This is a genomic window from Erwinia artemisiae (assembly GCF_051400835.1).
GTDB classification, from domain to species: domain Bacteria; phylum Pseudomonadota; class Gammaproteobacteria; order Enterobacterales; family Enterobacteriaceae; genus Erwinia; species Erwinia aeris.
The window spans coordinates 1-21055 of sequence record NZ_JBLFFM010000018.1 but is presented as its reverse complement, the minus strand read 5'-3'; the positions used below and the strand labels follow the sequence as shown (position 1 = coordinate 21055).

The following is a 21055-nucleotide window of genomic DNA, read 5'->3' as shown; positions in this document are numbered from 1 at the left end:
CTGCCGGGCGGACTTGCGCAGGGCGCGTGTGTAGTCAGCCCTGTATCGGGAATACGACATGGAAAGTAATTATGCACAATCAACCAGACCAGACCCGTCGGCTGCTGCTGACTCTACCGCTGCTTGCCGCTTCCTCTAAACTTTTTGCCGTCGCGCCCTCTGCGGCCCCGGCTAAAGAGCATCATCCCGTAAAACCTGACCGGACGCTGCTGCTGAAAAACGCCGATATGATTGCGACTATGGATCACGAAAGGCGAGAGATCCGCCACGGCAGCATACTGATAAAAGGCAATGTTATTACGGCGGTCGGCAAAGCCGAAGAGCTACCGCAGCAGGCAGATGAAGTCATCGATCTGAAGGGACACATTGCCATTCCGGGGCTGATCAATACTCATCACCATATGTACCAGAGCCTGACGCGGGTCATTCCTCCCGCCCAGGATGGCGAGCTGTTTAAATGGATCAGCAACCTTTATCCCATCTGGCAGAAAATGACGCCGGAGATGATCCGCGTTTCGACCATGATGTCGATGGCCGAGCTGATCCTGTCCGGCTGCACCACGACCAGCGATCATCTTTACCTTTATCCTGGTGGCTGTAAATTAGATGACAGTATTGAAGCCGCCGCCCGGATGGGAATGCGTTTTCATGCCAGTCGCGGCAGCATGAGCCTGGGGCAGAGCAGGGGAGGACTGCCGCCGGATTCCCTGGTGGAAGACGAAGCGGCAATTTTGACCGACACCCAGCGGGTCATTGAGCGTTATCACGACGCCCGACGCGGCTCGATGCTGCGGATCGTAGTGGCGCCTTGCTCGCCTTTTTCCGTTACTCAGGATTTAATGAGGGAGTCGGCCAGCCTGGCGCGCAGCTATAAAGTGTCTCTGCACACTCATCTGGCGGAAAACGATAACGATGTTCGCTATAGCCAGGAAAAATTCAACCGTACGCCGGCGCAGTATGTTGAAGAGCTGGGCTGGGTCGGGCATGACGTGTGGCATGCCCACTGCGTGAAGCTGGACGATTACGGCATTAACCTTTTTGCCCGCACCGGCACGGGCATTGCACACTGCCCCTGTTCCAATATGCGGCTGGCCTCCGGTATCGCACCAGTAAGAACCATGCTCAATGCCGGCGTGAATGTGGGATTGGGCGTGGATGGTTCGGCGTCAAATGACACGGCGGATATGATAGCGGAAGTGCGTCAGGCGATGCTGTTGCAGCGGGTTGGCTTCGGCCCGGATGCGATGACGGCCAGGCAGGCGCTGGAACTGGCGACGCTTAACGGCGCAAAAGTGTTGAACCGTGACGATGTCGGCGCCATTGCGCCCGGTATGATGGCGGATATCGTCGCTTTCGATCTGAATCGTCCCGGCCTGGCAGGCGCCGGACACGATCCGCTGGCGGCGCTGGTCTTTTGCAATCCAGGAACGGTAGCTTACAGCGTGATTAATGGCAGAGTCGTGGTCGAGAAAGGGCAGATGACGGTGATGGATTTGGACAAAACCGTTGCGCAGCACAATGCGCTCGCCGCCACGCTTTATCCCTGAGCAGTGAAAATCGGCACAAAAGACGGTCAGAAAACCGTCTTTTTTACGAGCCGTTTCCAGAATTACGCCTTTAAACCCCCATCAAGCTGAAGAAGTGTGCAGATTACGATTGCTACCGGGTGAACAATTCCTTAGAATGTCGCGTTCCTCAATTTAGAGGATCAAATATCGACTCGATATGAGTCGTTTATTTTTTCTACCCATATGCGAGATGCGGTGTTATAATGCTGCGCCCTCAATAATGGGGCTTTTATACGACCTGAATCAGGTCCCGAAGTAGTAGTTGACATTAGCGGAGCACTAAAATGATCCAAGAACAGACTATGCTGAACGTCGCCGACAACTCCGGTGCACGTCGCGTAATGTGTATCAAGGTTCTGGGTGGCTCGCACCGTCGCTACGCAGGCGTAGGCGATATCATCAAAATTACCATCAAGGAAGCAATTCCTCGCGGTAAGGTTAAGAAAGGTGATGTGCTGAAGGCGGTAGTGGTGCGCACCAAGAAGGGTGTTCGTCGCCCGGACGGTTCTGTCATTCGCTTCGATGGTAATGCATGCGTTATTCTGAACAATAACAGCGAGCAGCCTATCGGAACGCGTATTTTTGGGCCGGTAACTCGTGAACTTCGTACTGAAAAGTTCATGAAAATTATCTCTCTGGCACCAGAAGTACTCTAAGGAGCGAAAAATGGCAGCTAAAATCCGTCGCGATGACGAAGTTATCGTGCTGACCGGCAAAGATAAAGGTAAGCGCGGTAAAGTTAAGAATGTCCTGTCTTCTGGCAAGGTCATTGTTGAAGGTATCAACCTGGTGAAGAAACATCAGAAGCCGGTTCCGGCTCTGAACCAACCAGGTGGCATCGTTGAAAAAGAAGCCGCTATTCAGGTTTCCAACGTTGCGCTTTACAACACTGCCACCGGCAAGGCTGACCGTGTAGGCTTTAGATTCGAAGACGGCAAAAAAGTCCGTTTCTTCAAGTCTAACAGCGAAACTATCAAGTAATTTGGAGTAGTACGATGGCGAAACTGCATGATTACTACAAAGACGAAGTAGTTAAGAAACTCATGACTGAGTTTAACTACAATTCTGTCATGCAAGTCCCTCGGGTCGAGAAGATCACCCTGAACATGGGTGTTGGTGAAGCGATCGCTGACAAGAAACTGCTGGATAACGCAGCAGCTGACCTGGCAGCAATCTCCGGTCAAAAACCGTTTATCACCAAAGCACGCAAATCTGTTGCAGGCTTCAAAATCCGTCAGGGCTATCCGATCGGCTGTAAAGTAACTCTGCGTGGCGAACGCATGTGGGAGTTCTTTGAGCGTCTGATCTCTATTGCTGTACCTCGTATCCGTGACTTCCGTGGCCTGTCCGCTAAGTCATTCGACGGTCGTGGTAACTACAGCATGGGCGTTCGTGAGCAGATCATCTTCCCAGAAATCGACTATGACAAAGTCGATCGCGTTCGTGGTTTGGATATTACCATTACCACTACTGCGAAATCTGACGATGAAGGCCGTGCTCTGCTGGCTGCCTTTGACTTCCCGTTCCGCAAGTAAGGTAGGGTTACTTCATGGCTAAGCAATCGATGAAGGCACGCGAAGTCGTTCGCGTAAAACTGGCTGATAAATACCGCGCTAAACGCGAGGAATTAAAAGCTATCATCTCTAGTGTGAACTCTTCCGACGAAGATCGTTGGAATGCGGTTCTCAAGCTGCAAACTCTGCCGCGTGATTCCAGCCCGTCCCGTCAGCGTAACCGCTGCCGCCAAACTGGCCGTCCACATGGTTATGTGGGCAAATTCGGGTTGAGCCGTATCAAGCTGCGTGAAGCCGCCATGCGCGGTGAAGTGCCTGGCTTGAAAAAGGCTAGCTGGTAATTACCAATTGAATCACGGGAGTAAAGACAGATGAGCATGCAAGATCCGATCGCGGATATGCTGACCCGTATCCGTAACGGTCAGGCCGCGAACAAAGTTGCGGTCACCATGCCTTCCTCCAAGCTGAAAGTGGCAATTGCCAACGTGCTGAAGGAAGAAGGATATATTGAAGAATTTAAAATCGAAGGCGACACCAAGCCAGAACTGGAACTGACTCTTAAGTATTTCCAGGGCAAGGCTGTGGTAGAAAGCATTCAGCGTGTAAGCCGTCCAGGTCTGCGTATCTACAAACGCAAAGACGAACTGCCAAAAGTAATGGCTGGACTGGGTATCGCTGTTGTTTCTACCTCTAAAGGTGTCATGACCGATCGTGCAGCGCGCCAGGCTGGTCTTGGTGGCGAAATTATCTGCTACGTAGCTTAACGGAGGAAAGAATGTCTCGTGTTGCTAAAGCACCTGTCGTCATTCCTGCCGGCGTAGAGGTAAAACTCGACGGTCAGGTTATTTCGATTAAAGGTAAAAACGGCGAGCTGACTCGTACTATCAACAATGCTGTAGAAGTTAAGCATGCTGACAACACTCTGACTTTCGCACCACGCGAAGGTTTTGCAGACGGTTGGGCACAGGCTGGTACTTCTCGCGCACTGCTGAACAGTATGGTTATCGGTGTTACCGAAGGCTTCACTAAGAAGCTGCAGCTGGTTGGTGTAGGTTATCGTGCGGCCGTGAAAGGCAACGCTGTGAGTCTGGCCCTGGGCTTTTCTCACCCTGTTGAACACGCGCTGCCAGCGGGAATCACTGCTGAATGCCCAACTCAAACTGAAATCGTGCTGAAAGGCGCTGATAAGCAGATGATTGGACAGGTTGCAGCCGATCTGCGCGCCTACCGTCGTCCTGAGCCTTATAAAGGCAAGGGTGTTCGTTACGCCGACGAAGTCGTGCGTACCAAAGAGGCTAAGAAGAAGTAAGGTAACACTATGGATAAGAAATCTGCTCGTATCCGTCGTGCGACCCGCGCACGCCGCAAGCTCAAAGAGCTGGGTGCAACTCGCCTGGTGGTACATCGTACCCCGCGTCATATTTACGCACAGGTAATTGCTCCAAACGGTTCTGAAGTTCTGGTTGCTGCTTCTACAGTAGAAAAAGCAATCAGTGAGCAACTGAAGTACACTGGAAACAAAGACGCCGCCGCCGCTGTTGGTAAAGCAGTTGCTGAGCGCGCAATCGAAAAAGGCATCACTGGTGTTTCTTTCGACCGCTCTGGTTTCCAATATCATGGTCGTGTCCAGGCACTGGCAGATGCTGCCCGTGAAGCTGGCCTACAGTTCTAAGGTAGAGGTGTAAGATGGCACACATCGAAAAACAAGCTGGCGAACTGCAGGAAAAGCTGATCGCGGTAAATCGCGTATCGAAAACCGTTAAAGGTGGTCGTATTTTCTCCTTCACTGCACTGACAGTGGTAGGCGACGGTAACGGTCGCATCGGTTTTGGTTACGGTAAAGCGCGTGAAGTTCCAGCAGCGATCCAGAAAGCGATGGAAAAAGCTCGTCGCAATATGATCAATGTCGCGCTGAACAACGGCACCCTGCAGCACCCTGTTAAAGGTGTGCACACAGGTTCTCGTGTGTTCATGCAGCCGGCTTCTGAAGGTACCGGTATCATTGCCGGCGGTGCAATGCGCGCCGTTCTGGAAGTCGCTGGGGTTCATAACGTTCTGGCTAAAGCCTACGGTTCCACTAACCCGATTAACGTGGTTCGTGCAACGCTGGATGGCCTGGCCAACATGAATTCCCCAGAAATGGTCGCTGCCAAGCGTGGCAAATCCGTTGAAGACATTCTGGGGTAATGACCATGGCTAAGACTATTAAAATTACTCAAACCCGCAGTTCGATCGGACGTTTGCCGAAACACAAGGCAACGCTGCTTGGCCTGGGTCTGCGTCGTATTAACCACACCGTAGAGCGTGAAGACACGCCAGCTGTACGCGGCATGGTTAACGCGATTTCCTACATGGTTAAAGTGGAGGAGTAACAGATGCGTTTAAATACTCTGTCTCCGGCCGACGGGTCTAAACACGCTTCCAAGCGTCTGGGTCGTGGTATCGGTTCTGGCCTCGGTAAAACCGGCGGTCGTGGTCACAAAGGTCAGAACTCTCGTTCTGGCGGTGGCGTACGTCGTGGGTTCGAAGGTGGCCAGATGCCTCTGTACCGTCGTCTGCCGAAATTCGGTTTCACCTCTCGCAAATCTATGGTTACGACAGAAGTTCGTCTGTCTGACCTGGCGAAAGTTGAAGGCGGGATCGTCGACCTGAACACGCTGAAAGCGGCCAACATTATCGGTATTCAGATCGAATTCGCTAAGGTTATCCTGTCTGGCGAAGTCTCTGCTCCGGTAACGGTTCGCGGTCTGCGTGTCACTAAAGGCGCTCGTGCTGCAATCGAAGCTGCTGGCGGTAAAATTGAGGAATAAGTAGCAGATGGCTAAGCAACCGGGATTAGATTTTCAAAGTGCCAAAGGTGGTTTTGGCGAACTAAAACGCAGACTTCTGTTTGTGATTGGTGCGCTGATTGTATTCCGCATTGGCTCTTTTATTCCAATCCCTGGTATCGATGCCACTGTACTTGCCAAACTGCTTGAGCAACAGCGTGGCACCATCATTGAAATGTTCAACATGTTCTCTGGTGGTGCTCTGAGCCGTGCTTCTATCTTTGCCCTGGGTATTATGCCGTATATTTCGGCCTCGATTATTATCCAGCTGCTGACCGTGGTTCATCCCGCGCTGGCAGAAATAAAGAAAGAAGGGGAGGCTGGCCGTCGTAAGATTAGCCAGTACACCCGCTACGGCACACTGGTACTGGGCATATTTCAGTCTATCGGTATTGCTACCGGTCTGCCGAATATGCCTGGAATGCAGGGCCTGGTGTTAAACCCAGGCTTTGCCTTCTACTTTACCGCTGTTGTCAGCCTGGTGACCGGGACAATGTTCCTGATGTGGCTGGGTGAACAGATTACTGAGCGGGGTATCGGCAACGGTATCTCCATCATAATCTTCGCTGGTATTGTTGCGGGACTGCCGCCGGCCATTGGCCATACCATCGAGCAAGCGCGGCAAGGCGACCTGCACTTCCTCCTGTTGCTGTTGGTTGCAGTTCTTGTATTTGCAGTGACCTTCTTCGTTGTTTTCGTTGAGCGTGGTCAACGCCGCATTGTGGTGAACTATGCGAAACGTCAGCAAGGCCGTCGTGTCTATGCTGCGCAGAGCACACATTTACCGTTGAAAGTGAATATGGCAGGGGTTATCCCGGCAATCTTTGCTTCCAGCATTATCCTGTTCCCGGCGACCATAGCTTCATGGTTCGGGGGCGGAACCGGTTGGAACTGGCTGACGACTATTTCAATGTATTTGCAGCCTGGTCAACCGCTTTATGTGTTACTCTATGCGACTGCAATCATCTTCTTCTGTTTCTTCTATACGGCGTTGGTTTTCAACCCGCGTGAAACAGCAGATAACCTGAAGAAGTCTGGTGCATTTGTACCAGGAATTCGTCCGGGAGAACAGACGGCGAAGTACATCGATAAAGTAATGACTCGCCTCACGTTAGTGGGTGCGCTCTACATTACTTTCATCTGCCTAATCCCGGAGTTCATGCGTGATGCGATGAAAGTTCCATTCTACTTCGGCGGTACTTCACTGCTGATCGTAGTTGTTGTCATCATGGACTTTATGGCTCAAGTGCAAACTCTGATGATGTCCAGTCAATACGAGTCTGCATTGAAGAAAGCAAACCTGAAGGGCTACGGCCGTTAATTCAGGCGCTTGAGAAGTTACGGAGAGTAAAAATGAAAGTTCGTGCTTCCGTCAAGAAATTATGTCGTAACTGCAAAATCATCCGTCGTGATGGTGTCGTACGTGTGATTTGCAGCGCCGAGCCTAAGCATAAACAGCGTCAGGGCTAATATTTTTCTTGCAAAGTCGGGTTGAGCTGGCTAGATTAGCCAGCCAATCTTTTGTATGTCTATGCGTTTCCATTTGAGTATCCTGAAAACGGGCTTTTCAGCATGGGGCGCATATTTAAATAGTAGGAGTGCATAGTGGCCCGTATAGCAGGCATTAACATTCCTGATCATAAACATACTGTTATCGCACTAACCGCGATCTTCGGTATCGGCAAGACCCGCTCACAGGCTATCTGTGCATCAACGGGAATCGCTGAAAATGTTAAGATCAGTGAGCTGTCTGAAGAACAAATCGACATTCTGCGTGACGCAGTTGCAAAGTTTGTTGTTGAAGGCGATCTGCGTCGTGAAGTCACCCTGAGCATCAAGCGTCTGATGGACCTTGGTTGCTATCGTGGTTTACGTCATCGTCGTGGTCTTCCAGTGCGCGGTCAGCGTACCAAGACCAACGCACGTACCCGTAAGGGTCCGCGTAAACCGATCAAGAAATAATCGGGGTGATTGAATAATGGCAAAGGCACCAGTTCGTGCACGCAAGCGTGTAAGAAAGCAAGTCTCTGATGGCGTGGCTCATGTCCATGCATCTTTCAACAACACCATCGTGACCATTACCGATCGTCAGGGTAACGCGCTGGGTTGGGCAACAGCCGGTGGTTCCGGTTTCCGTGGTTCTCGTAAATCTACGCCGTTCGCTGCACAGGTTGCCGCTGAACGTTGCGCAGACGCCGTGAAAGAGTACGGTATTAAGAACCTGGAAGTTATGGTTAAGGGTCCTGGTCCAGGCCGCGAATCAACGATTCGTGCTCTGAACGCTGCTGGTTTCCGCATCACTAATATTACTGATGTGACTCCGATCCCTCACAACGGTTGTCGTCCGCCGAAAAAACGCCGCGTATAACGCTCGTTTTTTAGGAATGTTGGAGAAAGAAAATGGCAAGATATTTGGGTCCTAAGCTCAAGCTGAGCCGTCGTGAAGGTACAGACCTCTTCCTGAAGTCTGGCGTTCGCGCGATTGATACCAAGTGTAAGATTGAACAAGCCCCTGGCCAGCACGGTGCGCGTAAACCGCGTCTGTCTGACTATGGCGTACAGTTACGTGAAAAGCAAAAAGTTCGTCGTATCTACGGCGTGCTGGAGCGTCAGTTCCGTAACTATTATAAAGAAGCAGCACGTCTGAAAGGCAACACCGGTGAAAACCTGTTAGCTCTGCTGGAAGGTCGTCTGGATAACGTTGTTTACCGTATGGGCTTTGGCGCCACTCGTGCAGAAGCACGTCAGCTGGTTAGCCACAAATCCATCATGGTAAATGGTCGCGTTGTTAGCATCGCTTCTTATCAGGTAACTCCGAATGACGTTGTTAGCATCCGTGAGAAAGCCAAAAAGCAGTCTCGCGTGAAAGCCGCTCTGGAGCTGGCTGAGCAGCGTGAAAAGCCAACCTGGCTGGAAGTTGATGCAACTAAGATGGAAGGTGTGTTCAAACGTATTCCTGAACGTACCGATCTGTCTGCGGACATTAACGAACACCTGATCGTCGAGCTTTACTCCAAGTAAAGCTTAGTACCAAAGAGAGGACACAATGCAGGGTTCTGTGACAGAGTTTCTAAAACCGCGCCTGGTAGATATCGAGCAAGTGAGTTCGACGCACGCCAAGGTGACCCTTGAGCCTTTAGAGCGTGGCTTTGGCCATACTCTTGGTAACGCACTGCGCCGTATTCTGCTTTCATCAATGCCGGGTTGCGCGGTGACCGAGGTTGAAATTGATGGTGTACTACATGAGTACAGCACCAAAGAGGGCGTACAGGAAGATATCCTGGAAATCCTGCTCAACCTGAAAGGGCTGGCGGTAAGAGTTCAGGGGAAAGATGAAGTTATTCTTACTCTGAATAAATCTGGCATTGGCCCTGTGACTGCAGCCGATATCACCCATGATGGTGATGTCGAAATCGTCAAGCCGCAGCACGTGATCTGCCACCTGACTGATGAGAACGCGGCTATCAGCATGCGTATCAAAGTTCAGCGCGGTCGTGGTTATGTGCCGGCTTCTGCCCGAATTCATTCGGAAGAAGATGAGCGCCCGATCGGTCGTCTGTTGGTCGACGCCTGCTACAGCCCTGTAGAGCGTATTGCCTACAATGTTGAAGCAGCGCGTGTAGAACAGCGTACTGACCTGGACAAGCTGGTCATCGAAATGGAAACCAACGGCACTATCGATCCTGAAGAAGCGATCCGCCGTGCGGCAACCATTCTGGCTGAACAACTGGAAGCTTTCGTTGACTTACGTGATGTACGTCAGCCGGAAGTGAAAGAAGAGAAACCAGAATTCGATCCGATCCTGCTGCGCCCTGTTGACGATCTGGAATTGACTGTCCGCTCTGCTAACTGCCTTAAGGCAGAAGCTATCCACTACATCGGTGATCTGGTACAGCGTACCGAGGTTGAGCTGCTTAAAACGCCTAACCTTGGTAAAAAATCTCTTACCGAGATTAAAGACGTGCTGGCTTCTCGTGGTCTGTCTCTGGGCATGCGCCTGGAAAACTGGCCGCCCGCTAGCATCGCTGATGAATAACCCGATCACAGGTTAAGGTTTCACTGAGAAGGATAAGGTCATGCGCCATCGTAAGAGTGGTCGTCAACTGAACCGCAACAGCAGCCATCGCCAGGCTATGTTCCGCAACATGGCAGGCTCTTTGGTTCGTCATGAAATCATCAAGACGACCCTGCCAAAAGCGAAAGAGCTGCGTCGTGTAGTTGAGCCGCTGATTACTCTTGCCAAGACCGACAGCGTAGCTAATCGTCGTCTGGCATTCGCCCGCACTCGTGATAACGAGATCGTGGCAAAACTGTTTAACGAGCTGGGCCCGCGTTTCGCGAGCCGTGCCGGTGGATACACTCGTATTCTGAAGTGTGGCTTCCGCGCTGGTGACAACGCTCCGATGGCTTACATCGAGCTGGTTGATCGTCCAGAAGCTCAAGCAGAAGCAGCAGAGTAATATCTGCCGCAATCTGGAAAAACCGGGCGTATGCCCGGTTTTTTTATATCTGAAATTTCCCCTCCCTTTTACAACGCGCTATCCTGTTTGTTCTTTCCCCCGTCCACGAGGTCATAATGTGGTTATTTGACCAGCTGGTAGAACAGCACATTGCTGAAGCCCAAAAAAAGGGTGAATTCGATAATCTGCCCGGCAGCGGTAAAAAGCTGGCGCTGGATGACGACAGTCACGTGCCGCCCGAACTGCGCGCGGCGTATCGCCTGATGAAGAATTCCGGTTTTCTCCCGCCCGAGCTGGAAATGCGTCGCGAAGCGGTGGAGCTCAACGAACTGCTTGCCGGTATTGAACCCACGGATGAGCGCTATGCTCAACATGCTAAACACCTCGCGCTTTTAGAAAGCAAGCTCAGGCAGGCAGGGATGAGTACCGACTTCCTCAGGAGCGAGTATGGCGGGCAATTACAGCAGCGGCTTTTTGGAGAAAAGGCATGTATAAAATAGGTCAGCTGGCGAAACTGGCGGACGTAACGCCCGATACGATCCGCTATTATGAAAAGCAGCAAATGATGGATCATGAGATCCGCACGGAAGGCGGTTTCCGGCTCTATAGCCAGAACGATCTTCAGCGGCTGCGGTTTATTCGTTATGGCAGACAGCTGGGCTTTAGCCTGGAAGCCATTCGTGAACTGCTTTCGATCCGCATCGATCCTGAACACCATACCTGTCAGGAGTCGAAAACTATCGTGCAAACGAGACTGCAGGAAGTCGAAAGCATGATCGCTGAACTGCAACATATGCAGCGTTCACTGACCAGGCTGAATGATGCCTGCTGCGGGACGGCTCACAGCAGCGTTTACTGCTCCATACTGGAAGCGTTAGAAAAAGGCGCGCTGGCCCCGACGGCGGATTGATCTTTTGCCGTTTGAGTTCTATATTCATTGCCGATTCAACCATAAGGAAGGTATATGACTAAATATCAGCACAAGAAAGGCACCATTCGCGATAACGCGCTGGAGGCTTTACTACACGACCCACTGTTCAAAACGCGTGTCGAAGCGAATAAAAAAGGCAAAGGCAGCTATCGGCGTAAGGACAAGCACGTAGCCCGGGAGGCCAGTGGTAAAGCAGACTTTACCACTGGCCTTCTGCTTTCAGGCCACAAAAAAACCGCCCTCGAAGGCGGTTCTTTTTTTACTGGTGCTGTCAGATCTGACCGTTTTTCTGCTTCAGCAAATCACGGATTTCAGTCAGCAGCGTCTCTTCCGCGCTGATTTTAGGCGCAGGCTTTTCAACTTCTTTCTTCTTGTGCAGCTTGTTCATCAGCTTAATAGCCAGGAAGATAGCGAAAGCCACGATGATAAAATCAAAAACGTTCTGTAGGAAGATACCGTACTGCATCACAACCGCAGGCGCATCGCCGACGGCAGGTTTCAGTACCCAGCCAAACTGTTTAAAGTCTATTCCACCAATCAATAATCCCAGCGGCGGCATAATAATGTTCGCCACCAAAGAAGAAACGATCTTACCGAATGCGGCACCAATAATTACACCGACCGCCAGATCGACAACGTTGCCGCGCATAGCGAAATCGCGAAACTCTTTGAATAAACTCATTGTTATCTCCTTTCCTGTGCCAGTGAGTAAGTCTAACAAACGAACCGGCTTTTGCCATGTTAACGGCGGAGAAAAACAAGACGGGTGAAAAGAGCAGCGCTAAGGGGTAACACGGCGCCAGTCCCTGGCAGCGCGAAGCGTTATAAAAAGAACGGGCTGGGCTGGAACAGTCTTTCCACGTCTGGCACAAATTTCTTGTCGGTCAGGAACATGATCACATGATCGCCTTGTTCGATCCGCAGATTGTCGTTAGCGATCATTACATCATCGCCGCGCACAACCGCGCCAATAATAGTCCCCGGCGGCAGCTTGATATCGTCAATCGATCTGCCGACAACGCGCGAGGTGGTTTCGTCCCCATGCGCGATCGCCTCGATCGCTTCGGCCACGCCACGGCGCAGCGAGGAGACGCCGACAATATCGGCCTTACGCACGTGGCCCAGCAGCGCAGAAATCGTCGCCTGCTGCGGCGAGATGGCGATATCGATCACGCTGCCCTGCACCAGATCGACGTAGGCTTTTCGCTGGATCAGCACCATCACTTTCTTCGCGCCCATCTTCTTCGCCAGCATGGCCGACATGATATTGGCTTCGTCGTCATTGGTAATGGCAATAAAAAGATCGATCTGATCGATATGCTCTTCGGCCAGCAGTTCCTGATCCGACGCATCGCCGTAAAAGACGATGGTGTTTTGCAGCAGCTCGGCCAGCTCGGCGGCGCGCTGCTGATTGCGTTCAATCAGTTTTACGCTGTAATTTTTTTCCAGCCGCTGCGCCAGACCCGATCCAATATTACCGCCGCCAACAATCATAATGCGCTTATAGGGCTTTTCCAGACGCTGGTATTCGCTCATTACGGCACGGATATGCTGGCTTGCGGCGATAAAAAAGACCTCGTCGCCTGCTTCCACAATCGTTGAACCCTGCGGACGGATAGGGCGGTCCTGACGGAAGATAGCGGCGACGCGCGTATCAATGTGCGGCATATGCTCACGCATGATCGCCAGAGGATTACCGACCAGCGGCCCGCCATAATAGGCTTTTACTACCGCCAGGCTGACCTTGCCTTCGGCGAAATTGACCACCTGTAGCGCGCCCGGATACTCGATTAGCCGGTAAATATTGTCGATAACCAGCTGTTCTGGCGAGATCAAATGATCAATCGGCACGGCTTCCGGGATAAAGAGCCGCTCGGCATCGCGCAGATAGTCCGGCGCGCGGATACGGGCGATACGGTTTGGCGTATTAAAAAGAGAGTAGGCTACCTGACAGGCAACCATATTGGTTTCGTCCGAGCTGGTTACCGCTACCAGCATATCGGCATCTTCCGCGCCCGCTTCACGCAGCACCCGTGGATGGGAACCGTGGCCCTGCACAACGCGTAAATCGTATTTATCCTGTAACTGACGCAGGCGACCGGAATCCGTATCCACCACGGTAATATCGTTGTTTTCACCTACCAGGTTTTCGGCAAGCGTGCCGCCGACCTGACCGGCGCCAAGAATAATGATTTTCATTGTGCTTCAGTCTGTTCAGGAAAATGGATTAGGCCGGACGTGCCGGCCGCTACGTTATTTTTTTACCAGCTTCGCATAATAAAACCCGTCACCGCCCTGAGCATCAGGAAAAACCTGAATCCCGGGCTGCTTTTCGTCACCGGTATCACTCAGCGTAGCATCAGTATGACGCGCTAAGAATGCCGCAACCTGCAGATGGTTTTCTTCCGGCAGAACCGAACAGGTAGCATAGAGCAAAGTGCCGCCGGGCTTCAGATGTGGCCAGACAGCATCCAGAATTTGCTGCTGAATAGCCGCCAGTTCGGGAATATCGCGGTCGCGACGCAGCCATTTAATATCCGGATGACGACGAATAACGCCGGTTGCCGAGCATGGCGCATCCAATAAAATGCGATCGAACTGCCTGTCGCCGCACCATTGTTCAGGCGCTGTCCCATCGCCGACTTTCACTTCGGCAGTCATATTCAGCCGCTGCAAATTTTCGCTGACCCTGGCCAGCCGCTTTGCATCGATATCTACGGCCAGCACGCTGGCTTCAGGCGCGGCTTCCAGAATATGCGTGGTTTTACCGCCCGGCGCGGCGCAGAGATCCAAAATCGTTTCGCCGTTTTGCGGATCGAGCAAGGCGACACAGCCCTGGGCAGAGGCATCCTGTACCGTTACCCAGCCCAGATCGAATCCGGGTAGCTGCGAGACCGGGCAGGGAGCTTCAAGCCGTAGAGCATCCTTGTGCACCGGATGCGGCTCGGCATTTTTACCGGCTTCCTGCAGCAGCGTCAGCCACGCTTCACGGCTGTGATGCTGTCGATTAACGCGCAGCCACATTGGCGGGCGCTGGTTGTTAGCGTCCACGATTTGCGGCCACTGCTCGGGCCAGGCGTTTCTGAGCCTTGCCAGCAGCCATTTTGGATGCAGGTACTGCTGATCGCCTTCGGCCATCGCCGTCGTCAGTTCCTCCTGCTTGCGCTGGAACTGGCGCAGTACGCCGTTGATCAGCCCCTTCAACTGCTGCCGTTTGAGTGCGACCGCGCCTTCCACCGTCTCCGCCAGCGCAGCGTGAGCAGGGATACGGGTAAACATCAGCTGGTAAAGACCCACCATAATCAGGAAATGAAGGGCGCGTTGCTTTCCGGTAAGCGGGCGCTCCATCAGCTGACTGATAACCCACTCCAGCTGCGGCAGCGTACGCAACACGCCATAGCAAAGCTCCTGTAGCAGCGCGGCGTCTTTTTCCGCCAGCAATTTTTGCGCGACAGGCAGCACGGTGCTTAATGACTCGCCACGCTCGACTACTTTCTCAATAGTCTCGGCAGCCACGCTGCGCAGATTGGTATTTTTTTTCATAGGATCGCTTTAAATATCGCCCGACACGAAGTCGGGCGAGGAGTCAGGCAAGGATGTTGCCAGGATTAAACCATTCACGGCGGGAGTTCAGCAGGTCCTGCGCCTTCATGGCTTTTTTACCGGCAGGCTGTAGCTCTTCGATATTGAGAACGCCATCGGCAGTCGCAATCTGGATGCCGTTTTTGTCCGCCTGCACAATTTCGCCAGGCTGTTTTGCCACGTGCGGCAATACCGAGGCTTTCCACACTTTGACCGGCTGGTCGTCAATAGTGAAATAGCTGACCGGCCAGGGATTAAAAGCGCGAATGCAGCGTTCCAGCTGGGCGGCGGATAGCGTCCAGTCCAGCTTCGCTTCTTCTTTACTGAGCTTTTCCGCATAGCTAACCAGCGCTTCATCCTGTACTTCCGGCTGCGCGCTGCCGCTGGCAAGCTGCTCAAGCGTGGTCAGCATGCCCTGTGGGCCAAGTTCGGCCAGCTTCTGATAGAGGCTGGCGCTGGTATCGTCCGCTTCAATCGGGCAGGCCAGCTTGTGCAGCATATCGCCGGTATCCAGGCCTACATCCATCTGCATGATGGTCACGCCGGTTTTCGCATCGCCAGCCCAGAGCGAACGCTGGATAGGCGCCGCGCCGCGCCATTTTGGCAGCAGCGAACCGTGTACGTTAATACAGCCCAGGCGCGGCATAGCCAGCACGGCGGCCGGCAGGATCAGGCCATAAGCCACCACGACCATAACGTCAGCATGCAGATCGGCAACCAGCTGCTGGTTTTCTTCGGGACGCAGGGATTTTGGCTGAAACACGGGAATACCATGCTGCTCAGCCAGCTGTTTAACCGGGCTGGCCGTCAGCTTGTTGCCGCGGCCCGCCGGTCGGTCGGGCTGGGTAAAAACGCCTACTACTTTGTGGCTGGACGACAGCAGCGCATCAAGATGACGCGCTGCAAAGTCAGGCGTGCCGGCAAAGATAATGTTTAAAGAGTCGGACACGGGGTTCCCTTCTTCAGATGTTCATCAGTCCTGAGCTGTCTGGCGATAGAGTTTCTCCAGCTTTTTACGAATACGATCGCGCTTCAGCGGCGACAGGTAATCGATAAACAGCTTGCCGACCAGATGATCCATTTCGTGCTGAATACAGATAGCCAGCAGGCCGTCCGCTTCCAGCTCATAGCTTTTGCCTTCACGATCCAGCGCGCGGATTTTCACTTTTTCGGCGCGCGGCACCAGTGCCCGCTGTTCCGGAATAGAGAGGCAGCCTTCTTCAATACCGGTATCGCCGCTTTTTTCCAGCAGCTCCGGGTTGATCAGCACCAGACGCTCGTCGCGGTTTTCTGAAACGTCGATAACGATAATGCGCTGATGAATATCGACCTGCGTCGCCGCCAGGCCAATACCTTCTTCGGCATACATGGTGTCGAACATATCATCAACGATACGCTGAATATCGGCGTTTACTTCCGCCACGGGCTTAGCGACGATGCGAAGACGATCGTCGGGATAATGTAATACCTGCAAAACGGACATAACTTTCCAGATTTGTGTTCAAGGAATAAGAGATTTATCCCTCTTATTGTAGACATTTCGCCTCATGATTGACAGCATTCCCGCTACGTTAACCAAAGCCCAGGGCAGGGATGGCACCGATGACGGCAACGGAGATTTGGCTGCGTCTGTCAGCCGTAAAGCAATTGTCCGCGCTACAGCGTGAAGCGATCGTCGCCAGGCTGCAATGCAAGACGGCGCTGGATAAAAATACGCTTCTTGAAGCGGGCCTGCGGGCTGAGCAAGCCGAGGCTTTTCTGGCTTATGACCGGACGGTCATCAACAGCACGCTCGCCTGGCTGGAACAGGATAACCACTACTTTATTGCCTGCGACAGCCCTGCGTATCCTCCTTTACTGAAAAACATCCACGATTTCCCCACCGCCCTTTTTGTTCAGGGCGATCCGGCGCTGCTGACCACGCCGCAGATAGCGGTTATCGGCAGCCGCAGCTGCTCCGCCTACGGCAGAAACTGGGGAACCTTCTTTACACAAACGCTGGCGCTCAGCGGCATTACCATTACCAGTGGGCTCGCGCTGGGCATCGATAGCGTTGCCCACAGGGCCGCATTAGAGGTAAAGGGAAAAACGCTGGCGGTATTAGGGGGCGGGCTGATGAAAATCTATCCTCGCCAGCATCTTTCGTTGGCGAAAGCGATTGTTGCCGGGGGCGGCGCGCTGGTTTCTGAATTCCCGCTTGCCGCTGCGCCGTTCGCCTGGCATTTTCCCTGGCGTAACAGAATTATCAGCGGCTTGAGCCTGGGCGTGCTGGTGGTGGAAGCGGCCCTGAAAAGCGGCTCGCTGGTAACCGCCAGGCTGGCTTTAGAGCAAAATCGTGATGTTTATGCGCTGCCTGGCGCGATCGGCAATCCCGGTAGTGAAGGCACGCACTGGCTTATTCAGCAGGGCGCGCTGTTGACCGCGCATCCCAATACTATCCTTGAACAGTTACAAAGCGATTTGAAATGGTTACCCCTGGCGAAAAACTCAACAATATATTCTGCTGTGGAAGACAATAGTTCATTGCCATTTCCCGAGGTGTTGGCTAACGTAGGAGATGAGGTTACACCTGTTGACGTCGTCGCTGAACGTGCCTGCCAGCCTGTGCCAGTTATCGTAGCTAAGCTGCTTGAGCTGGAGTTAGCAGGGTGGATCGCAGCTGTACCCGGCGGCTATGTCCGATTGAGGAGGGCAAGCCATGTTCGACGTACTGATGTATTTATTTGAAACGTATATTCATAGCGAAGCAGAGATGCGCGTCGATCAGGATAAATTGACGGACGATTTGACCGACGCCGGTTTTCATCGTGAAGATATTTATAATGCGTTGAACTGGTTAGAAAAGCTGGCGGATTATCAGGATGGCCTGACGGCGCCTTTTTTGCTGGCGGCCGATCCGCTTTCCATGAGGATTTATACCGAAGAAGAGAGCCAGCGGTTGGATGCCAACTGCCGGGGATTCATTCTGTTCCTGGAACAAATTCAGGTGCTGAATCTGGAAACCCGGGAAATGGTTATTGAGCGTATTATGGCGCTGGACACGCTTGAGTTCGATCTGGAAGATCTCAAATGGGTGGTGCTGATGGTATTGTTTAACATCCCCGGATGTGAAAACGCCTACCAACAGATGGAAGAACTTCTTTTTGACGTCAATGAAGGAATAGTGCACTGAAGAACGTCTTCGTGTCGTAAATGCTATGAATAAAACAGCGCTTTTCGCTGTGCGAAAAAATGAGCCTTGCCCACAGTGCGGGGCGGAACTGGTCATTCGTTCAGGAAAGCACGGCGCTTTTCTGGGATGCTCAGCGTATCCCGAATGCGACTATATCCGCCCCCTTAAAAACCAGGCCGACGGCCATATTGTTAAAATCCTTGAAGGCCAGTTTTGCCCGGTTTGCCAGGCGGAGCTGGCTTTACGTCAGGGTCGCTACGGCATGTTCATCGGCTGTAGCCGCTATCCCGACTGCACGCATACGGAACTCATCGATAAGCCCGACGAAACCACGCTTGCCTGCCCACAGTGCGAGAAGGGAAAGCTGGTGCAGCGGCGTTCACGCTACGGCAAGACGTTTCATGCCTGCGATCGTTATCCGGACTGCCAGTTTGCAGTTAATTTTACACCGGTAGAGGGCGAGTGTGAGCTTTGCCATTTCCCTCTATTAATTGAGAAAAAAACCGCGCGCGGCGTCAGGCGCTTTTGTGCCAGCAAAGCCTGCGGCAAGCCCGTTACAGCAGGAAACAGCATTGAAGAATAACTACCCGGCAGGCTCGCTGGATGCCTGCCTTGCGCACTTACGACAGGATGCCGTCATCGCTTATCCCACCGAAGCGGTATTTGGTCTGGGATGTAACCCGGACAGCGAAACAGCCGTCATGGCGCTACTGGCGTTAAAACAGCGTCCGGTCGAAAAAGGATTAATCCTGATTGCGGCGGATTATCAACAGTTGCAGCCCTACCTTGATGAAACACAGCTGACGGCAGAACAGAAAGAAAAGATGTTCTCGTTCTGGCCTGGCCCGGTGACCTGGGTAGTGCCGGCGCGCAACACTACGCCTCGCTGGCTGACAGGGCGGTTTGATTCGCTGGCGGTGCGGGTCAGCGACCATCCCGATGTTCGTCAGCTATGCGAGGCTTTCGGCAAGCCGCTGGTGTCCACCAGTGCCAACCTTACCGGCCTGCCGCCTTGCCGCCACGCTGCGGAAGTTCATCAGCAGTTTGGTAAAGATTTCCCCGTTTTGCAGTCTGAGACAGGCGGACGGAACAATCCTTCTGAAATTCGCGATGCTTTAACCGGCGAACTGATTCGACAGGGATAAACAATGCGAAATTTTGCGGTATTCGGTAATCCGATTAATCACAGCAAGTCGCCACGGATCCATCAGCTTTTTGCAGAGCAGACCGGCATCCCTCATCCCTACGGTCGTATTTGCGCGCCGGTGGATGAATTCGATCGTTCAGTAGCGGACTTTATTGCTCAGGGCGGCGCGGGCGCTAACGTGACGCTGCCTTTTAAAGAGCAGGCTTACCGGCTGGCGGATGAACTGACCGAGCGGGCTTCGCTGGCGGGCGCGGTCAATACTATAAAGAAGCTGGACGACGGGCGGCTGCTGGGCGACAACACCGATGGGATTGGTCTGCTGACCGATTTAGAAAGACTGTCGTTGATCAAGCCTGGCGACCGGGTACTGCTGGTGGGCGCGGGCGGCGCTGCTCGCGGTGTGATCCTGCCTCTGCTGTCTTTGCGCTGTGATCTGACTATTACTAACCGCACGCTGGCGAAGGCGCAGACATTAGCTGAGCTTTTTCGGCAGGCTGGCGAAATCACTGCCGAACCGATGGACAGCCTGGAGGCAAGGCAGTTTGATCTTATTATCAATGCCACTTCCAGCGGCGTTGGCGGAGAAATACCGGCTATACCGGCATCGCTAATCGGCCCGCAAACCCGCTGCTACGATATGTTTTATCAGCCTGGCGCAACGCCGTTTCTGCACTGGTGCCGGGAGCGGGGCGCAACGCATAGGGCGGACGGGCTTGGAATGCTGGTAGGGCAGGCGGCCTGGTCATTCTTTTTATGGCACGATGTGTTTCCTGATGTCGCGCCCGTGATTGCTACTTTGCAGGCGGAACTTCAGGGATGAACCAGGCGATCCTGTTTCCCGATCGTGAATGGTGGGATGAGTCGGCGAACGCCATCTGCTTTCCCGCTTTGGTCAACGGCTTTCAGATCCTTTGCGCCATTGACGGCGAATCGCTGATCCGCCGCTTTGGTAAAGATAAAGAAGTAATAGAAAGCTTCCGCCAACATCGTTGGGATCTGGAGGAGGAAGCAGAAGCGGCGATCAAGGCGGAAAAGGAAGACGCTCAGGGCTGGATCTGGCTTTCCTGAGCCAGATAGTCATCTTTCCATTTCACATAGTTGTTAGATGAATAAAGCAGGCCGCTGATTTCAGCTTCAGTAAGCGGCCGAATCTGTTTTACCGGGCTGCCTAAATAAAGAAAGCCGCTGGCCAGCCGTTTACCCGGCGGTACCAGGCTACCTGCACCAATCATGACGTCGTCTTCTACTATTACGCCATCCAGCAGTATCGAGCCCATGCCAACCAGTACACGATTACCAATGCTGCAACCATGGAGCATGGCCTTATGGCCAACCGTAACATCTTCCCCGACCATCAGCGGAAAGCCTTCCGGGTTAGCAGAAGACCTGTGGGTAACATGCAGTACGCTGCCATCCTGAATATTACTGCGTTTACCGATAACAACGCGATTTACATCCCCCCGGATGGCAACCAACGGCCAGATACTGACGTCATCATTTAACTGCACCTCACCAACCACCACGCTTGAAGCATCGACCATGACGCGTTCGCCGCATTGGGGATACGTATCTTTATAAGGACGTAAATTTCCGGACATAACTGCCTCTCATTTATAAAAGGATCCATGAAGCCTGGCATCCCAGGCTAATAACGATCAATAACTTCACTAAAATCAGCGCTATTTTTGTGCAAATTGTCCGTTATCACAACGATAAGCGTGAAAAATCAGCGGTCGAAAAGAAAGATCAAAAAAAGGGTTGTGCTATCCGAACGGATCCCTATAATGCGCAACCACTGAGACGGCACAACGGCTTACAGCCAGCGGCTCAGGAGGTTCAGGAAGCTGAATCGC

Annotated in this window: 32 protein-coding genes and 1 pseudogene; 27 read left to right on the top strand and 6 right to left on the bottom strand. The window is 52.8% G+C overall.

The window, feature by feature from the left end:
• The first annotated feature begins 71 nt into the window (after positions 1-71).
• The 21 genes and pseudogenes from ACMGEE_RS21515 to ACMGEE_RS21415 all read left to right on the top strand — a co-directional run.
• Positions 72-1547, top strand: coding sequence for an 8-oxoguanine deaminase (locus ACMGEE_RS21515; protein ID WP_436830624.1), 1476 nt, complete (start codon positions 72-74; stop codon positions 1545-1547).
• Positions 1548-1852: 305 nt separating this feature from the next.
• The gene (gene rplN, locus ACMGEE_RS21510) at positions 1853-2224 is read left to right on the top strand and encodes a 50S ribosomal protein L14 (protein ID WP_002919748.1); all 372 of its coding nucleotides are present in this window, start codon (positions 1853-1855) and stop codon (positions 2222-2224) included.
• Positions 2225-2234: 10 nt separating this feature from the next.
• Positions 2235-2549, top strand: coding sequence for a 50S ribosomal protein L24 (gene rplX / locus ACMGEE_RS21505; protein ID WP_020322770.1), 315 nt, complete (start codon positions 2235-2237; stop codon positions 2547-2549).
• Between the two features lie 14 nt (positions 2550-2563).
• Positions 2564-3103: a 50S ribosomal protein L5 gene (gene rplE / locus ACMGEE_RS21500; RefSeq protein WP_024966584.1), complete on the top strand. Its 540-nt coding sequence runs from the start codon at positions 2564-2566 to the stop codon at positions 3101-3103.
• 14 nt (positions 3104-3117) lie between these two features.
• A complete protein-coding gene (gene rpsN, locus ACMGEE_RS21495; protein WP_052902737.1) occupies positions 3118-3423 on the top strand; it encodes a 30S ribosomal protein S14 in 306 nt (101 codons plus the stop codon).
• A 30-nt stretch (positions 3424-3453) separates the two neighbouring features.
• A complete protein-coding gene (gene rpsH, locus ACMGEE_RS21490) occupies positions 3454-3846 on the top strand; it encodes a 30S ribosomal protein S8 (protein WP_052902739.1) in 393 nt (130 codons plus the stop codon).
• A gap of 11 nt (positions 3847-3857) precedes the next feature.
• Positions 3858-4391 carry a 50S ribosomal protein L6 gene (gene rplF, locus ACMGEE_RS21485; protein WP_253457742.1) on the top strand — a complete coding sequence of 178 codons (534 nt, stop codon included), beginning with the start codon at positions 3858-3860 and terminating at the stop codon, positions 4389-4391.
• Positions 4392-4400: 9 nt separating this feature from the next.
• Complete coding sequence (gene rplR, locus ACMGEE_RS21480) at positions 4401-4754, top strand: 50S ribosomal protein L18 (protein ID WP_004160572.1); 354 nt, start codon at positions 4401-4403, stop codon at positions 4752-4754.
• A 14-nt stretch (positions 4755-4768) separates the two neighbouring features.
• On the top strand, positions 4769-5269 hold the full coding sequence (rpsE, locus tag ACMGEE_RS21475) for a 30S ribosomal protein S5 (RefSeq protein ID WP_004160571.1): 501 nt from the start codon (positions 4769-4771) through the stop codon (positions 5267-5269).
• A 5-nt stretch (positions 5270-5274) separates the two neighbouring features.
• Positions 5275-5454, top strand: a complete 180-nt coding sequence (rpmD, locus tag ACMGEE_RS21470) for a 50S ribosomal protein L30 (RefSeq protein WP_004160569.1) — start codon at positions 5275-5277, stop codon at positions 5452-5454.
• A 3-nt stretch (positions 5455-5457) separates the two neighbouring features.
• The gene (gene rplO / locus ACMGEE_RS21465; RefSeq protein ID WP_125290979.1) at positions 5458-5892 is read left to right on the top strand and encodes a 50S ribosomal protein L15; all 435 of its coding nucleotides are present in this window, start codon (positions 5458-5460) and stop codon (positions 5890-5892) included.
• Positions 5893-5899: 7 nt separating this feature from the next.
• Positions 5900-7231 carry a preprotein translocase subunit SecY gene (secY, locus tag ACMGEE_RS21460; RefSeq protein WP_124233601.1) on the top strand — a complete coding sequence of 444 codons (1332 nt, stop codon included), beginning with the start codon at positions 5900-5902 and terminating at the stop codon, positions 7229-7231.
• A gap of 32 nt (positions 7232-7263) precedes the next feature.
• Positions 7264-7380: a 50S ribosomal protein L36 gene (rpmJ, locus tag ACMGEE_RS21455; protein WP_004160566.1), complete on the top strand. Its 117-nt coding sequence runs from the start codon at positions 7264-7266 to the stop codon at positions 7378-7380.
• Between the two features lie 135 nt (positions 7381-7515).
• Complete coding sequence (rpsM, locus tag ACMGEE_RS21450) at positions 7516-7872, top strand: 30S ribosomal protein S13 (RefSeq protein ID WP_048917626.1); 357 nt, start codon at positions 7516-7518, stop codon at positions 7870-7872.
• Positions 7873-7888: 16 nt separating this feature from the next.
• Positions 7889-8278, top strand: a complete 390-nt coding sequence (gene rpsK, locus ACMGEE_RS21445) for a 30S ribosomal protein S11 (RefSeq protein ID WP_034899652.1) — start codon at positions 7889-7891, stop codon at positions 8276-8278.
• 32 nt (positions 8279-8310) lie between these two features.
• On the top strand, positions 8311-8931 hold the full coding sequence (gene rpsD, locus ACMGEE_RS21440; RefSeq protein WP_004160561.1) for a 30S ribosomal protein S4: 621 nt from the start codon (positions 8311-8313) through the stop codon (positions 8929-8931).
• 25 nt (positions 8932-8956) lie between these two features.
• Entirely contained in the window at positions 8957-9946 is a 990-nt protein-coding gene (locus ACMGEE_RS21435) for a DNA-directed RNA polymerase subunit alpha (protein WP_002919219.1), read from the top strand.
• 40 nt (positions 9947-9986) lie between these two features.
• Positions 9987-10370: a 50S ribosomal protein L17 gene (gene rplQ, locus ACMGEE_RS21430; RefSeq protein WP_120458461.1), complete on the top strand. Its 384-nt coding sequence runs from the start codon at positions 9987-9989 to the stop codon at positions 10368-10370.
• 116 nt (positions 10371-10486) lie between these two features.
• Positions 10487-10870 (top strand): DnaJ family domain-containing protein, encoded by a 384-nt coding sequence (locus ACMGEE_RS21425; protein WP_253457745.1) that lies wholly within the window; start codon positions 10487-10489, stop codon positions 10868-10870.
• Complete coding sequence (gene zntR / locus ACMGEE_RS21420; protein ID WP_253457748.1) at positions 10858-11280, top strand: Zn(2+)-responsive transcriptional regulator; 423 nt, start codon at positions 10858-10860, stop codon at positions 11278-11280. The genes ACMGEE_RS21425 and zntR overlap by 13 nt, the downstream gene beginning before the upstream one ends.
• A gap of 54 nt (positions 11281-11334) precedes the next feature.
• A pseudogene (locus ACMGEE_RS21415) lies at positions 11335-11526 on the top strand (alternative ribosome-rescue factor A); the annotation flags it as partial.
• Between the two features lie 46 nt (positions 11527-11572).
• On the opposite strand, the gene mscL reads toward ACMGEE_RS21415, so the two are convergent.
• The 5 genes from mscL to def form a co-directional block, all read right to left on the bottom strand.
• Positions 11573-11983, bottom strand: a complete 411-nt coding sequence (gene mscL / locus ACMGEE_RS21410) for a large-conductance mechanosensitive channel protein MscL (RefSeq protein ID WP_125290976.1) — start codon at positions 11981-11983, stop codon at positions 11573-11575.
• Between the two features lie 140 nt (positions 11984-12123).
• The gene (gene trkA / locus ACMGEE_RS21405; RefSeq protein WP_301253468.1) at positions 12124-13500 is read right to left on the bottom strand and encodes a Trk system potassium transporter TrkA; all 1377 of its coding nucleotides are present in this window, start codon (positions 13498-13500) and stop codon (positions 12124-12126) included.
• Between the two features lie 54 nt (positions 13501-13554).
• A complete protein-coding gene (gene rsmB, locus ACMGEE_RS21400) occupies positions 13555-14844 on the bottom strand; it encodes a 16S rRNA (cytosine(967)-C(5))-methyltransferase RsmB (protein WP_370734924.1) in 1290 nt (429 codons plus the stop codon).
• 43 nt (positions 14845-14887) lie between these two features.
• Positions 14888-15832, bottom strand: coding sequence for a methionyl-tRNA formyltransferase (fmt, locus tag ACMGEE_RS21395; RefSeq protein WP_301253470.1), 945 nt, complete (start codon positions 15830-15832; stop codon positions 14888-14890).
• 24 nt (positions 15833-15856) lie between these two features.
• Positions 15857-16366: a peptide deformylase gene (def, locus tag ACMGEE_RS21390; protein WP_125290972.1), complete on the bottom strand. Its 510-nt coding sequence runs from the start codon at positions 16364-16366 to the stop codon at positions 15857-15859.
• 119 nt (positions 16367-16485) lie between these two features.
• Between def and dprA the strand changes: the two genes are divergently transcribed.
• The 6 genes from dprA to ACMGEE_RS21360 are packed head-to-tail and all read left to right on the top strand — an operon-like array spanning position 16486 to position 20270.
• On the top strand, positions 16486-17610 hold the full coding sequence (dprA, locus tag ACMGEE_RS21385) for a DNA-protecting protein DprA (protein ID WP_253457759.1): 1125 nt from the start codon (positions 16486-16488) through the stop codon (positions 17608-17610).
• On the top strand, positions 17582-18055 hold the full coding sequence (gene smg / locus ACMGEE_RS21380; protein ID WP_125290971.1) for a DUF494 family protein Smg: 474 nt from the start codon (positions 17582-17584) through the stop codon (positions 18053-18055). Before dprA ends, smg begins: the two co-directional genes overlap by 29 nt.
• Before the next feature lie 25 nt (positions 18056-18080).
• Positions 18081-18638, top strand: coding sequence for a DNA topoisomerase family protein (locus ACMGEE_RS21375; protein ID WP_369897005.1), 558 nt, complete (start codon positions 18081-18083; stop codon positions 18636-18638).
• Positions 18628-19200 (top strand): L-threonylcarbamoyladenylate synthase type 1 TsaC, encoded by a 573-nt coding sequence (tsaC, locus tag ACMGEE_RS21370; RefSeq protein WP_369897003.1) that lies wholly within the window; start codon positions 18628-18630, stop codon positions 19198-19200. The genes ACMGEE_RS21375 and tsaC overlap by 11 nt, the downstream gene beginning before the upstream one ends.
• 3 nt (positions 19201-19203) lie before the next feature.
• Entirely contained in the window at positions 19204-20022 is an 819-nt protein-coding gene (gene aroE / locus ACMGEE_RS21365; protein WP_436830623.1) for a shikimate dehydrogenase, read from the top strand.
• Complete coding sequence (locus ACMGEE_RS21360; RefSeq protein ID WP_301253474.1) at positions 20019-20270, top strand: DUF1488 family protein; 252 nt, start codon at positions 20019-20021, stop codon at positions 20268-20270. Before aroE ends, ACMGEE_RS21360 begins: the two co-directional genes overlap by 4 nt.
• On the opposite strand, the gene ACMGEE_RS21355 is transcribed toward ACMGEE_RS21360, so the two are convergent.
• On the bottom strand, positions 20246-20800 hold the full coding sequence (locus tag ACMGEE_RS21355) for a gamma carbonic anhydrase family protein (RefSeq protein WP_301253475.1): 555 nt from the start codon (positions 20798-20800) through the stop codon (positions 20246-20248). The two genes, ACMGEE_RS21360 and ACMGEE_RS21355, sit on opposite strands and share 25 nt — an antisense overlap.
• Positions 20801-21055: the final 255 nt, after the last annotated feature.

Coding starts and splice junctions, on each gene's coding strand:
- secY (WP_124233601.1), top strand. CDS start 5,900: ATGGCTAAGCAACCGGGATTAGATTTTCAAAGTGCCAAAGGTGGTTTT.
- ACMGEE_RS21515 (WP_436830624.1), top strand. CDS start 72: ATGCACAATCAACCAGACCAGACCCGTCGGCTGCTGCTGACTCTACCG.
- rpsN (WP_052902737.1), top strand. CDS start 3,118: ATGGCTAAGCAATCGATGAAGGCACGCGAAGTCGTTCGCGTAAAACTG.
- rpmD (WP_004160569.1), top strand. CDS start 5,275: ATGGCTAAGACTATTAAAATTACTCAAACCCGCAGTTCGATCGGACGT.
- rpmJ (WP_004160566.1), top strand. CDS start 7,264: ATGAAAGTTCGTGCTTCCGTCAAGAAATTATGTCGTAACTGCAAAATC.
- def (WP_125290972.1), bottom strand. CDS start 16,366: ATGTCCGTTTTGCAGGTATTACATTATCCCGACGATCGTCTTCGCATC.
- rpsE (WP_004160571.1), top strand. CDS start 4,769: ATGGCACACATCGAAAAACAAGCTGGCGAACTGCAGGAAAAGCTGATC.
- ACMGEE_RS21355 (WP_301253475.1), bottom strand. CDS start 20,800: ATGTCCGGAAATTTACGTCCTTATAAAGATACGTATCCCCAATGCGGC.
- rplR (WP_004160572.1), top strand. CDS start 4,401: ATGGATAAGAAATCTGCTCGTATCCGTCGTGCGACCCGCGCACGCCGC.
- trkA (WP_301253468.1), bottom strand. CDS start 13,500: ATGAAAATCATTATTCTTGGCGCCGGTCAGGTCGGCGGCACGCTTGCC.
- rpsD (WP_004160561.1), top strand. CDS start 8,311: ATGGCAAGATATTTGGGTCCTAAGCTCAAGCTGAGCCGTCGTGAAGGT.
- rplF (WP_253457742.1), top strand. CDS start 3,858: ATGTCTCGTGTTGCTAAAGCACCTGTCGTCATTCCTGCCGGCGTAGAG.
- ACMGEE_RS21360 (WP_301253474.1), top strand. CDS start 20,019: ATGAACCAGGCGATCCTGTTTCCCGATCGTGAATGGTGGGATGAGTCG.
- rplO (WP_125290979.1), top strand. CDS start 5,458: ATGCGTTTAAATACTCTGTCTCCGGCCGACGGGTCTAAACACGCTTCC.
- aroE (WP_436830623.1), top strand. CDS start 19,204: ATGCGAAATTTTGCGGTATTCGGTAATCCGATTAATCACAGCAAGTCG.
- rplE (WP_024966584.1), top strand. CDS start 2,564: ATGGCGAAACTGCATGATTACTACAAAGACGAAGTAGTTAAGAAACTC.
- dprA (WP_253457759.1), top strand. CDS start 16,486: ATGACGGCAACGGAGATTTGGCTGCGTCTGTCAGCCGTAAAGCAATTG.
- rplX (WP_020322770.1), top strand. CDS start 2,235: ATGGCAGCTAAAATCCGTCGCGATGACGAAGTTATCGTGCTGACCGGC.
- rsmB (WP_370734924.1), bottom strand. CDS start 14,844: ATGAAAAAAAATACCAATCTGCGCAGCGTGGCTGCCGAGACTATTGAG.
- zntR (WP_253457748.1), top strand. CDS start 10,858: ATGTATAAAATAGGTCAGCTGGCGAAACTGGCGGACGTAACGCCCGAT.
- ACMGEE_RS21435 (WP_002919219.1), top strand. CDS start 8,957: ATGCAGGGTTCTGTGACAGAGTTTCTAAAACCGCGCCTGGTAGATATC.
- ACMGEE_RS21425 (WP_253457745.1), top strand. CDS start 10,487: ATGTGGTTATTTGACCAGCTGGTAGAACAGCACATTGCTGAAGCCCAA.
- ACMGEE_RS21375 (WP_369897005.1), top strand. CDS start 18,081: ATGAATAAAACAGCGCTTTTCGCTGTGCGAAAAAATGAGCCTTGCCCA.
- rpsK (WP_034899652.1), top strand. CDS start 7,889: ATGGCAAAGGCACCAGTTCGTGCACGCAAGCGTGTAAGAAAGCAAGTC.
- rplN (WP_002919748.1), top strand. CDS start 1,853: ATGATCCAAGAACAGACTATGCTGAACGTCGCCGACAACTCCGGTGCA.
- mscL (WP_125290976.1), bottom strand. CDS start 11,983: ATGAGTTTATTCAAAGAGTTTCGCGATTTCGCTATGCGCGGCAACGTT.
- rplQ (WP_120458461.1), top strand. CDS start 9,987: ATGCGCCATCGTAAGAGTGGTCGTCAACTGAACCGCAACAGCAGCCAT.
- rpsH (WP_052902739.1), top strand. CDS start 3,454: ATGAGCATGCAAGATCCGATCGCGGATATGCTGACCCGTATCCGTAAC.
- smg (WP_125290971.1), top strand. CDS start 17,582: ATGTTCGACGTACTGATGTATTTATTTGAAACGTATATTCATAGCGAA.